The 12,141-nt window shown below is 53.9% G+C and carries 9 protein-coding genes; 7 read left to right on the forward strand and 2 right to left on the reverse strand.

The genetic code is table 11. The features are described from left to right. The first annotated feature begins 3 nt into the window (after positions 1-3). Genes fruB through fruA form a run of 3 tightly spaced genes read left to right on the forward strand, consistent with a single transcriptional unit; the run spans position 4 to position 3,780 of the window. Positions 4-1,137: a fused PTS fructose transporter subunit IIA/HPr protein gene (fruB, locus tag ABRZ28_RS11745; RefSeq protein ID WP_319602830.1), complete on the forward strand. Its 1,134-nt coding sequence runs from the start codon at positions 4-6 to the stop codon at positions 1,135-1,137. Next, the gene (gene fruK / locus ABRZ28_RS11750; RefSeq protein WP_319602829.1) at positions 1,134-2,072 is read left to right on the forward strand and encodes a 1-phosphofructokinase; all 939 of its coding nucleotides are present in this window, start codon (positions 1,134-1,136) and stop codon (positions 2,070-2,072) included. The genes fruB and fruK overlap by 4 nt, the downstream gene beginning before the upstream one ends. 16 nt (positions 2,073-2,088) lie before the next feature. After that, entirely contained in the window at positions 2,089-3,780 is a 1,692-nt protein-coding gene (gene fruA, locus ABRZ28_RS11755) for a PTS fructose transporter subunit IIBC (RefSeq protein ID WP_330520331.1), read from the forward strand. Positions 3,781-3,852: 72 nt separating this feature from the next. On the opposite strand, the gene nfo is transcribed toward fruA, so the two are convergent. Beyond that, positions 3,853-4,701, reverse strand: coding sequence for a deoxyribonuclease IV (gene nfo / locus ABRZ28_RS11760; RefSeq protein ID WP_319602827.1), 849 nt, complete (start codon positions 4,699-4,701; stop codon positions 3,853-3,855). 123 nt (positions 4,702-4,824) lie between these two features. Further along, entirely contained in the window at positions 4,825-5,166 is a 342-nt protein-coding gene (locus ABRZ28_RS11765; RefSeq protein ID WP_319602825.1) for a hypothetical protein, read from the reverse strand. A 394-nt stretch (positions 5,167-5,560) separates the two neighbouring features. On the opposite strand from ABRZ28_RS11765, the gene yieE reads away from it, so the two are divergent. From yieE to ABRZ28_RS11785, 4 genes are all read left to right on the forward strand, one after another. Next, positions 5,561-6,433: a DNA-binding transcriptional regulator YeiE gene (gene yieE, locus ABRZ28_RS11770; RefSeq protein ID WP_319602824.1), complete on the forward strand. Its 873-nt coding sequence runs from the start codon at positions 5,561-5,563 to the stop codon at positions 6,431-6,433. A gap of 142 nt (positions 6,434-6,575) precedes the next feature. Further along, the gene (locus ABRZ28_RS11775; protein ID WP_319602823.1) at positions 6,576-8,048 is read left to right on the forward strand and encodes an amino acid permease; all 1,473 of its coding nucleotides are present in this window, start codon (positions 6,576-6,578) and stop codon (positions 8,046-8,048) included. A 398-nt stretch (positions 8,049-8,446) separates the two neighbouring features. Beyond that, positions 8,447-10,552 carry a TonB-dependent receptor gene (locus ABRZ28_RS11780; RefSeq protein ID WP_330520332.1) on the forward strand — a complete coding sequence of 702 codons (2,106 nt, stop codon included), beginning with the start codon at positions 8,447-8,449 and terminating at the stop codon, positions 10,550-10,552. A gap of 398 nt (positions 10,553-10,950) precedes the next feature. Then, entirely contained in the window at positions 10,951-11,913 is a 963-nt protein-coding gene (locus tag ABRZ28_RS11785) for a 2-hydroxyacid dehydrogenase (RefSeq protein WP_330520333.1), read from the forward strand. Positions 11,914-12,141: the final 228 nt, after the last annotated feature.

Genomic DNA, 12,141 nt, shown 5'->3' on the forward strand with positions numbered 1-12,141 from the left:
GCCATGTTCCAGTTGTCACAACAAGATATTCATTTAGGCGCGGTCGCCGGCAGTAAGCAGGAAGCTATACAGCTTGTTGCTTCAGCTCTGACTCAGGCCGGGTGCGTCAGCGCGGCATACGTTGACGGTATGTTGAAGCGCGAGACGCAAACATCCACTTATTTGGGCAATGGCATCGCCATCCCTCACGGCACCACGGATACCCGCGATCTGGTATTGAAAACGGGCGTTCAGGTATTTCAATTTCCGCAGGGCATCGCCTGGGGCGACGATCAAACGGCCTATGTGGTATTAGGCATCGCGGCGCGCTCGGATGAGCATCTGGCGCTGCTGCGCCAGTTGACGCATGTGCTGAGCGACGATCGCGTCGCGGCCCGTCTGGCGAGCACCACCTCGGTGGAAGAGCTGCGCAGTCTGCTGATGGGCGAGCAGCAAATGCCGGAGTTTCGTTTTGATACCTCGCTGATTTCGCTTGATGTGGCGACAGACAATCTGTTGACGCTACAAGCGCTGAATGCCGGTCGCCTGCAACAGATCGGCGCCGCGGACGCCAGCTTCGTCAGCCATGTCGTGAGCAATAAGCCGCTGAATCTGGGGCAGGGCGTCTGGTTCAGCGACAGCGCTGAAGGCAACCTCGGCAGCGCCGCGGCCGTCGCTCGTCCCGCCGCGCCTTTCGAGGCGGATGGCGAATCCGTCGCGTTGCTCGTGACGGTCGCTGCGACGGACGATCAGGCCTACGCGCCGATCGATTATCTGACGAAACTGCTGGCCGAACAGAAAGCTGAACGCTTGCTGAAAGCCGATGCCGCTACCTTGCTGGCCTTGCTGACCAGCGACGTGCCGGAAGAGAGCGGCGTGCAGACGGCGGAATTTACCGTGCGTAACGAGCATGGTCTGCACGCGCGTCCGGGGACGACGCTGGTTAATGTCATTAAGCAGTTCAGCAGCGATATCACCGTCGCGAATCTTAACGGCACGGGCAAACCGGTGAACGGACGCAGCCTGATGAAAGTTATCGCATTGGGCGTGAAGAAAGGTCACAAACTACGCTTTACGGCGAGCGGCGACGATGCCGAACAGGCGCTGGCCGCTATCGGTGAAGCAATTAATTCTGGCTTAGGCGAGGGGGCAGCATGAGCAGGCGAGTCGCCACCATTACCCTGAATCCGGCTTATGATCTGGTCGGCTATTGCCCAGAAGTTGAAAAGGGCGAAGTCAACCTGGTTCAGACAGCGGGTCTGCATGCCGCAGGCAAAGGCATTAACGTTGCCAAGGTACTGAAAGACCTCGGGATTGATGTCACGGTGGGTGGGTTCCTGGGAAAAGACAATCAGGATGGTTTCCAGCAGTTGTTCAGTGAACTGGGCATTGCAAACCGTTTTCAGGTTGTACCGGGACGTACGCGTATCAATGTCAAACTGACGGAAAAAGACGGAGACGTTACCGATCTCAACTTTTCGGGCTTTGAAGTCACGTCGCAAGACTGGCAGCGCTTTGTTAATGACTCCCTGAGTTGGCTCGGGCAGTTCGATATGGTCGCCGTCAGCGGGAGTTTGCCTGCCGGCGTTGATCCGGATGCCTTCACCGACTGGATGTCCCGCTTACGCAGTCATTGTCCGTGCATTATTTTTGACAGCAGTCGCGATGCGCTGGTGGCGGGGTTGAAAGCCTCTCCCTGGCTGGTGAAACCGAACCGCCGCGAATTGGAAATCTGGGCGGGACGTAAATTACCTACGCTGGATGATGTGGTCGATGCCGCGCACGCGCTGCGCGAGCAAGGGATCGCTCATGTGGTGATCTCGCTGGGCGCCGAAGGCGCGCTGTGGGTCAACGCATCGGGCGCATGGCTGGCAAAACCGCCTGCATGTGAAGTAGTCAGTACGGTGGGCGCCGGCGACTCCATGGTCGGGGGGCTGATTTATGGCTTATTAATGCGTGAGTCCAGTGAACATACTTTGCGTCTGGCGACGGCGGTTGCCGCACTTGCCGTGAGCCAAAGTAATGTTGGTATTACCGACCGGCCTCAGTTGGCTGCAATGATGGCGCGCGTCGATCTGAAACCTTTTAACTGACAGCAGGAGACGAATAATGAAAACGCTGCTGATTTTAGATAAATCACTGGGCCTGGCAAGAAGCCGTCTGGTGAAAAATCTGCTCGGCTCAGCCGCCGCGAAAGCGGGGCTGACGTTTACAGAACAGGCTGATGAGGCCGAATTGGCGATCATTCTTGGCGCGGCCGCGGCGGCGGACTCGACGCTGAACGGCAAACAGGTCTATGTCGGCGATGTCGAACTGGCCGCGAGCCAACCGGACGCTTTCCTGGAGAAAGCGAAAGCGGAGGCTGCGACTTATCAGGCGGCGGCGGCCGCGCCGGCGGTTCCGTCTGGCTCTTCAGTAAAACGCATCGTCGCCGTAACGGCATGTCCGACCGGCGTGGCGCATACCTTCATGGCCGCCGAAGCCATTGAAACCGAAGCGAAGAAACGCGGATGGTGGGTGAAAGTGGAAACCCGCGGTTCCGTCGGGGCAGGCAATCCCATCACGCCGGAAGAAGTGGAGCAGGCGGATGTGGTGATCGTCGCCGCGGATATTGAAGTCGATCTGAGCAAATTCGCCGGCAAGAAAATGTACCGCACCTCTACCGGTCTGGCGCTGAAAAAGACCGCGCAGGAGTTGGATAAGGCGCTGGCGGAAGCGACGGTTTATCAGCCGGGCGGACAAAACGGCGCCGAGGCGACCGGCCAGACCAAAAAAGGCGGCACTGGTCCTTATAGCCACCTGTTGACCGGCGTGTCTTACATGCTGCCGGTGGTGGTCGCCGGCGGGTTATGTATCGCGCTGTCGTTTATGTTCGGTATCGAAGCCTTTAAGGTTGAAGGCACGCTGGCCGCGCACTTGAAAATGATTGGCGACGCGGCCTTTATGCTTATGGTTCCGGTTCTGGCCGGCTATATCGCGTTTTCCATTGCCGACCGTCCCGGTTTGGCGCCGGGTTTGGTCGGCGGCGTGCTGGCCAATGCCATGGGCGCCGGCTTCCTGGGCGGGATTATCGCCGGTTTCCTGGCCGGTTATATCGCCAGAGCCATCAATAAGCATATTCAATTGCCGCAGAGTATGTCGGCGCTGAAGCCGATTTTGATTATTCCGCTGTTAGCCACTTTGCTGATGGGATTGATCATGGTCTACGGCGTCGGCACGCCGGTCGCCAAGATCCTGACCGGTTTAACCGACTGGCTGCAATCCATGGGTACGGCGAATGCGGTGATCCTGGGCGCTATCCTGGGCGGCATGATGTGTACCGATATGGGCGGGCCGGTGAACAAAGTGGCCTACGTGTTCGGCACCACGCTGCTGAGCAGCCAGATTTATGGCCCGATGGCCGCCATTATGGCCGGCGGGATGGTGCCGCCGCTGGCGATGGGCCTGGCGACGCTGCTGGCCGGCAAGAAATTCAACCCAACGGAACGTGAAGGCGGTAAAGCGGCGCTGATTCTGGGGCTGTGCTTCATCTCCGAAGGGGCGATTCCTTTCGCCGCCCGCGATCCGATACGCGTACTGCCATGCTGCATCGTTGGCGGCGCGTTGACCGGCGCCATTTCGATGGCGGTCGGCGCCAAGCTGATGGCGCCGCACGGCGGTCTGTTTGTGCTGTTGATCCCCAGCGCGATTACGCCGGTATTAGGTTATTTGTTCGCTATTATCGCAGGGACCGTGGTGGCCGGCGTGCTGTACGCGTTCCTGAAACGTCCGGATGACCAACTGGTGAAAGCAGCGGCTTAACGGAACGAGCCGCTATACAGGGAAGTAGGGAAAAGGCGCCGCTGGGGTTGACTCAGCGGCGCCTTTTAGCTTTTAGTGTCGGCAATCCTGTGATTTGAGCCAGGCGATTTCTTCGGCCCAGATATCCGGATTCACGGTTTCCAGAATGAGCGGAATGCCATCGAAGCGGGCATCGCCCATGATGTAACTGAAGGCGGTTTTGCCGATGTTTCCTTCTCCCAGGCTGTGGTGGCGATCTACCCGGCTGTTGAATTCGCTTTTAGCATCATTCAGATGCATACCGCGCAGATAGTGAAATCCGACCACCCGATCGAATTCGGCAAAGGTTTTTTCACAGGCTTCCCTGGTACGTAAATCATAGCCGCCGGCAAAGGCATGACAGGTGTCGATGCAGACTCCCACGCGACTTTTGTCTTCGACGCCGTCGATAATGGCGGCCAGATGTTCAAAACGGAATCCCAGGTTACTGCCTTGCCCGGCGGTATTTTCGATAACCGCCGTCACGCCTTCCGTTGCCGCCAGCGCAAGATTAATCGACTCGGCGATACGGGCCAGACAGCTTGCCTCATCAATCTGTTTCAGATGACTGCCGGGGTGAAAATTCAGCAGCGTCAGCCCCAGTTGCCGGCAACGCGACATTTCGTCAATGAAGGCGGCGCGCGATTTTTCCAGCGCTTCGCTCTCTGGGTGACCCAGGTTAATCAGATAGCTGTCGTGCGGCAAAATCTGCGCCGGGGTATAGGCATAGGTCGCACACGCGGTTTTAAATCGTTCAATCACCTCCGGCGTCAATGGCGCAGCCTGCCACTGCCGTTGATTTTTGGTGAATAAGGCGAAAGCCGTGGCTTCCAGCTCATGAGCGCGTATGACCGCCTGATCGACACCGCCAGCCGCACTGACATGCGCACCTACGTATTTCATCATGTATCTCCTCTTCGTGACGGCGCATTATGGCATTGTCGCTCAGGTTAACCAGCCATTAACCGGTAATTTATTGACGTCCGGCTGAATAAGCGGTCAAAAGTCAGATTAATCACGCGCCGGTTAAATCAGCCCGATGAATAACAGCGTTTTTGTCCCGGCATGATGAGTGTCGCTAATGCGGGTAGTCAGCCTCAATGCTATCATCGCCATGGCAAGCGGCATATTATCCAACCCGATGAGTTCGCCGGCCGGCGCCGGGGAATACCTGTGGGTGAGTTTAGCGCGGCGACAATCCGGGCAACCTTGCGTAGCGTCGATCCGAGGTATTGCCGCAGGTTTGCGGATTGAAAGACAACCAGTGATAATGCAGATGAAGCCGTTATCGTCGGGGGAAAGGGACATCGCCATCGCGGCAAAAATGACGCGGTTGTCACCGCGATTTATCTCTCCGGATGCTTGCATAAAGTATAATTCCCCTGCGCGGCAGATGGCGTTTTACCCACTGCGCGATCGGGACGTAAAATAAATTAAGTCATGGATATACCGTATTACCCAGTATGACGCCTGCCACGATTGCCAGTGTTAATGCGCCTGGTCCCCGCAGTAGTATGAATTTCGCCATAGTTGCCAGTTAAAAGAAGGAGATATGTCAGCAAACCTATTATCAATAAACCCGGGAGAATTTGTATCGTTCGATAGCGACGCTGAGTAAGCTGCCGAACGGCGGGAATAGCCGTCATTTTATTTACCTGTTCTGAGAATAACGAGCCGACGGCCAATCCTATTATCAGAGTAGTTAAAAGATTAATTGATTATAAATTTATAATTTATAGATATTTTAGATAAAGAGCCTGCTATGCATATCACATTACGTCAGTTGGAAGTGTTTACTGAAGTCCTGAAAAGTGGTTCAACCACTCAGGCCTCGGTCGTACTCGCTCTTTCTCAATCAGCAGTCAGTGCCGCACTGGCTGATCTGGAAGGGCAATTGGGCGTTCAATTATTTGATCGTGTGGGTAAACGATTAGTGGTAAATGAGCATGGGCGCTTACTTTATCCCAAAGCATTGTCGCTGCTTGAGCAATCAACGGAGATTGAGCAGCTTTTTCGCCGAGATAACGGGGCGTTGCGTATCTACGCCAGCAGCACAATCGGCAATTACCTGTTGCCCGCCATGATTGCCCGCTATCGTCATGATTTTCCCGAAATCCCTTTGGAATTACACGTTGGCAATACTCAGGATGTGATTACCAGCGTGTCGGAGTTCAGCGTCGATCTCGGGTTGATCGAAGGGCCTTGTCATCATCCCGATCTGGTCACGCAACCCTGGCTGGAAGATGAGCTGGTGGTATTCTGCGCGCCGACGCATCCGCTCAGCCGGCAGACATTGTCTTTATCGGCGTTGAGCGACGTTCCCTGGGTGCTGCGCGAGCAGGGTTCCGGCACGCGCGAGGTACTGGATCACCTGCTATTGGCGCACTTGCCGCGTTTTCATTTGGTGATGGAGCTGGGTAATTCCGAGGCAATTAAACACGCGGTGCGCCATGGTATCGGCGTGAGCTGCCTGTCCCGCCATGTTATCGCCGAACAGTTGGAGATGGGTACCCTGGTGGAGTTGCCGATTCCGCTGCCCAAATTTATGCGCACGCTGTACCTGGTACATCATCGTCAGAAACATCTTTCCAATGTTTTGCAGCGTTTCCTGAGCTATTGCCACGAGGCGGTATAACGGGGGCGGAGAGACGGTGTATTGCTAATGATCGGTCTTGAGTTATGAACCTAACTTATAATTCAACGATCCCGGCTATCCTGGTTAAGGCTATTTGTTACAATCCCGCCTCAATTTTTTAGCAAGAGCAGTCAGGACAATAATGGCTCAGCAAGATATGCAAAATTCTGCTCAGGGTAGAACATCCCTGCGCCGTGAGCTTAAAGCACGGCATTTGACGATGATCGCGATTGGCGGTTCGATTGGCACCGGATTGTTTGTGGCTTCCGGCGCAACGGTTTCACAGGCCGGGCCGGGTGGGGCGTTGTTATCCTACGCGCTCATCGGCCTGATGGTCTATTTTCTGATGACCAGCCTGGGTGAACTGGCGGCATTTATGCCGGTGTCCGGATCGTTCGCAACTTATGGCTCCCGCTATGTTGAAGAAGGCTTCGGTTTCGCGCTGGGCTGGAATTATTGGTACAACTGGGCGGTCACGATTGCGGTTGACCTGGTCGCCGCACAGTTGGTTATGGGCTATTGGTTTCCAGACGTCCCCGGTTGGATATGGAGCGCGCTATTTTTGGCGGTGATGGTGTTATTGAACATCATTTCAGTAAAAGGATTCGGTGAAGCTGAATATTGGTTCTCGCTGATCAAAGTGGTGACGGTGGTGATATTTATCGCCGTCGGCATCCTGATGATTGTGGGGATTTTGCGCGGCGCCGAAAATGCCGGGGTACATAACTGGCAGATTGGCGATGCGCCTTTTGCGGGCGGATTTTCCGCCATGATCGGCGTGGCGATGATTGTCGGTTTTTCATTCCAGGGTACCGAGTTGATCGGCGTGGCGGCCGGAGAGTCGGAAGATCCGCAGAAAAATATTCCGCGCGCGATTCGTCAGGTATTCTGGCGTATTCTGCTGTTTTATATCTTCGCCATTTTGATCATCAGCCTGATTATCCCGTATACCGACCCCAATCTGCTGCGCAACGATGTCAAAGATATCGCCGTCAGCCCGTTTACGCTGGTGTTCCAGCATGCCGGCCTGCTGTCGGCGGCGGCGGTGATGAATGCCGTTATTCTCACCTCGGTGTTGTCGGCGGGCAACTCCGGCATGTATGCCTGTACCCGTATGCTGTTTACGCTGGCTTCCGAGGGGAAAGCGCCGCGTATTTTCGCCACCCTGTCAAAGAGCGGGGTGCCGCGTAATGCGCTGTATGCGACCAGTATCGTGGCCGCATTGTGCTTCCTGTCATCCATGTACGGCAACCAGACGGTTTATCTCTGGCTGCTTAACACGTCCGGTATGACGGGTTTTATCGCCTGGCTGGGGATTGCCATCAGTCACTATCGTTTCCGCCGCGGTTATGTGAAGGCCGGACACGATTTGAGCCGTCTTCCTTACCTCTCCAGTTTCTTCCCGCTGGGGCCGCTGTTTGCCTTCGTGCTCTGTCTGGTGATTACACTGGGGCAAAACTATCAGGCCTTCCTGGAGGATAAAATCGACTGGTACGGCGTGACGGCAACCTACATCGGCATTCCGCTGTTTCTGTTGATTTGGTTCGGCTACAAGTTTTCCCGCGGTACGCATTTTATCAAGTATCAGGATATGACCTTTCCTGAAAGCAAATAGCACCTGTCGCGCAAGGCGTTCGTCTTCCCCCTCTAAACGGCGAGGGCGATAGTTTTATCGGGTTGTTTCACTGCGGTGAAACAACCTTTTTTTATGCCGTTTATCCTTCCTGATTACTCTCCCATTATTGGTTGTTATCTGCTCGCCACCTGACTGACATTATCGAAATCAGGCAAGTTTATTCAATTGATTTGTTGAGTGTTTTTTATGCTCATCTGTATTTTTGTTATTAACGATTTTCTATCTCATTGTTTTATATGGTTTTGATTTTACTGGTTGCGTATGGGAATGATTTTGTAAATGATATTTATTTATATTTACAATTTGATTGAATTAATTACACTGGTTCTGACAAAAAAACTCAACGTGGTTTATCCGTTTTTAGAAGGACAATAAACATGTCAATCAATATAAGAAAATCAGTGGCATTGGCGCTCGCAGCAGGCGCATCGGCATCCGTTATCGGCGCGCCGCAGGAGGATGTGCTGGTCGTTACGGCCTCCGGCTATGAACAAAAGATCACCGACGCCGCGGCCAGTATTTCGGTGATAAGTCAGGACGATCTGAGTAAACGTAAATACAACGATCTGGCCGAGGCGCTGAGCGACGTGGAAGGCGTTGACGTGCGCAGCACCACCGGGAAAACGGGCGGTCTGGATATCAGTATTCGCGGTATGCCCAGCAGCTATACGCTGATTTTGGTCGACGGTATCCGTCAGAACGGCACCTCGGACGTCACGCCGAACGGTTTCGGCGCCATGAATACCAGCTTTATGCCGCCGCTGTCCGCCATCGAACGCATCGAAGTCATTCGCGGGCCGATGTCCACGCTGTACGGCTCCGAGGCGATGGGCGGGGTGGTGAATATCATTACTAAAAAGGTGGCGCAGGCGTGGTCGGGATCGCTGTCTCTCGATCATGCTTTTCAGGAGGATACCAAATATGGCGATACCTCCAAATTCACCTTTTATTCCAGCGGCGCGCTGATTGAAGACAAACTGGGGCTGGCGCTGCGCGGCAGTATTTTCCGCCGCGATGCCTCAAACGTGGAATCCTCGTCCGGAGAACTGTTGAACCGGCGCGGAGCCAATCCGGTCAAATCGGATAACTACCTGCTTGGCGGTAAACTGACCTGGGCGCTGGACGACAAAAACGCGCTGTGGCTGGACGGCGAAATCGCCAACCAGAAATACGACAACGCGGAAAATCAGCTGGGTACGATCGGCGCCGCCGGCGGTTATGAAGATACGCTGCGCTACCAGCGCCGCAAGGTGACGTTGGGCAGCGACAACCAACTGGACTTCGGCATCTGGAACTCCAGTCTGTCCTATAACCAAACGGAAAACAAAGGCCGCCTTATTACTACGGATTCCGTTTTGCCCGGCTCAAGCGCCGCCGGTGAGAAACGGCTGCTGAAAAATACCAATATCATTCTAGATACCAAGCTGACGGCGCCGCTGGGCGACAGCCATTTGTTGAGCGTCGGCGGTCAGTACTGGAATGCGACGATGAAGGACGGCATCGTACTGGCGAATACCGGGGAGAAATTCGAACAGGACGCTTGGGCGCTGTTTGCCGAGGATGAGTGGCGGCTGCTGGATTCCCTGGCGCTGACCTACGGCGCTCGCTACGAGTATCAGGATACCTTTGGCGGACACGTCAGCCCGCGTTCCTACCTGGTCTGGAACGCCTCGGACGACTGGACGGTGAAGGGCGGCGTCAGTACCGGCTACAAAACCCCTTCGCTGGCCCAGTTGCATAACGGGGTGAGCGGGGTGACCAGTCAGGGAACGGTGACCACCATCGGTAATCCGGATCTGGAACCGGAAGAGAGCACCAATACCGAACTGGGGGTTTATTACGAGAACGACAGCGGATTCGGCGCCAACGCCACTCTGTTTCATAACCGTTATCGCAATATGATCTCTTCCCAGGAGATCGATGACTTCAGCAGCACTTATACCAACATTGGCAAAGCGGTAACTCAGGGCCTGGAACTGGCGACCATCGTGCCGTTATGGTCGGAGGACTGGAAACTCAATCTTAACTACACCTTTACCGACAGCGAACAGAAAGACGGCGACAATCAAGGCGCACGCCTGACCAATACGCCGAAACATATGGCCAATGCCCGTCTGAACTGGAACGTTAATGAGAAGTTTTCCACCTGGCTGAAGGCGGAATACCGCGGCAAGACCGCGCGCTATACGCAGAATTACGATACCTTGTCAGTCCCGCAACAGGCCGCTTACGACGAAAAGGGCGCGTATTTTAAATCCTATACGGTCTTCAATCTGGGCGGCTCCTATAAGCTGTCTCCGGATGTCACCGTCAATGGCGCGATCAACAACCTGTTCGATAGGGACTTCTCCAGCGGCGTACGCACCTACGGTACGGGCAGAAGCGCGTTCACGACGGGGGATTATTATTCCTTCAGCCGTTCGACCAGCGGCTCGGTAGTAACGGGTCGTAACTACTGGGTATCGGTAAATGTAACCTTCTGATATGCCGGCGATGCGGGCGCCTGAAGCCCACATCGCCATTCCCTGTTTCCGCTTGCTCCCATCACTTGCCAATCGCCGTTAATCCGCCTGCGCGCCGCGCTATGCCTACCACTTTTTTATAAAAGCGATAATGAAGGGAATTCATTATCTCTGGCGTTGTTAATCGCGTAAATACGGTTTACGCTAATGGCAAGCTGTATATCAGCATCTAATAATAATGAGACGGGTCATAATTTAATTGCAATAATATATCATTAGTTAACTATTCTTGAGCGTGTCGAGGAACAGTGTCGCTGTTATTTTTGCAGAGCGATTTATGTGATTTAGTTGTGGTGAATAAATTTTGTTGCTATCGATATTCAGGTCTTGCCGTATAAATAACAGTCAGAGTGGACGCTATGCTGGAAATTATTTTTTTGGACAAGAGAGCGTTGCCTGAAACTATTTTTTTAAAAAAGAACAGTTTCAGGCGGCCGCAATGCCGCCATGAATGGATCGAATATAGCTATACCGCGCCCGATCAGGTTATTGCCCGGGCGAAAAACAGCGATATCATTATCACCAATAAAACCGTATTAAGCCGGGAAACCCTGTTGGCTCTACCCTGTTTAAAACTGATTGCGGTGGCCGCGACGGGGACGAATACCATTGATACCGAGGCCGCCGCCGAACTGGGCATCGCTGTGAAGAACGTGCCGAACTGTTTTACCCAGGCGGTTTCCGAACACGCCATTGCCATGATTTTCGCGCTGAAACATAGCCTGATCGCCTGGTATCGCGACCAGCTTAGCGATCGCTGGGCGCGGGAGTTACGGTTTTCTTATTTCGACCATCCGGTAAAAGACATCGCCGGCTCAACGCTTGGCATCATCGGCGCCGGCGCGGTGGGTCGTGAGGTCGCTCGCCTGGCGACGGCGCTGGGGATGAAGCCGGTATTCGCCGAACGCAAAGGGGCGGCGACGTGCCGCCAGGGCTATTTGCCGTTTGAACAGGTGTTGCAAACGGCGGACATTATTTCGCTGCACTGCCCGCTGAGTGATGAAAGCCGATCTCTGATTAACGCGCAAACGCTGGCGTTGTGTAAACCGACGGCGGTCATCGTCAACACGGCCGCCGGCGGACTGATAGATGAAGCGGCGCTGTTGTCCGCCTTGCAGCAGCGTACTATCGCGGGAGCCGCGTTGGATTGTCTGACGCAAGAGCCGCCTTTGCGGGATCATTCGTTGATGACTGCGGCAAAGACACTACCTAACTTATTGATTACTCCGCATATTGGTTGGACGTCGGCTTCCGCTTTGCAAATATTAATGGAAAAGACGATTGAAAATATTGATGAATTTGTGCAGCAAAAAGGATATTGATAGTCTGGTACAGCCGAATATTCAGCACAGCAACCGGATATATTGTTTGGCTTTTGTAGGTTGAGAACATCAGCGCAGGAATTTTTATCCGTCATCGTCAGACAATAATAATTGCCTGATATTGATTGAACTGTTTTTACTGCGGTTAATTAAAATGATTTTTATTCATACCATTAACGTGAAGTTATTAGATGACGCCTTATTAAATAAGCTGCGTTAATGTTTTTA

The sequence above is a fragment of the Brenneria sp. g21c3 genome (genome assembly GCF_040240345.1).
In the GTDB taxonomy this organism is placed as follows: domain Bacteria; phylum Pseudomonadota; class Gammaproteobacteria; order Enterobacterales; family Enterobacteriaceae; genus Brenneria.

Bases quoted from the DNA above. Each gene is read 5' to 3' on its own strand.
- nfo (WP_319602827.1), bottom strand. From the start codon at position 4,701: ATGAAATACGTAGGTGCGCATGTCAGTGCGGCTGGCGGTGTCGATCAG.
- yieE (WP_319602824.1), top strand. From the start codon at position 5,561: ATGCATATCACATTACGTCAGTTGGAAGTGTTTACTGAAGTCCTGAAA.
- ABRZ28_RS11780 (WP_330520332.1), top strand. From the start codon at position 8,447: ATGTCAATCAATATAAGAAAATCAGTGGCATTGGCGCTCGCAGCAGGC.
- fruB (WP_319602830.1), top strand. From the start codon at position 4: ATGTTCCAGTTGTCACAACAAGATATTCATTTAGGCGCGGTCGCCGGC.
- ABRZ28_RS11775 (WP_319602823.1), top strand. From the start codon at position 6,576: ATGGCTCAGCAAGATATGCAAAATTCTGCTCAGGGTAGAACATCCCTG.
- ABRZ28_RS11765 (WP_319602825.1), bottom strand. From the start codon at position 5,166: ATGCAAGCATCCGGAGAGATAAATCGCGGTGACAACCGCGTCATTTTT.
- ABRZ28_RS11785 (WP_330520333.1), top strand. From the start codon at position 10,951: ATGCTGGAAATTATTTTTTTGGACAAGAGAGCGTTGCCTGAAACTATT.
- fruK (WP_319602829.1), top strand. From the start codon at position 1,134: ATGAGCAGGCGAGTCGCCACCATTACCCTGAATCCGGCTTATGATCTG.
- fruA (WP_330520331.1), top strand. From the start codon at position 2,089: ATGAAAACGCTGCTGATTTTAGATAAATCACTGGGCCTGGCAAGAAGC.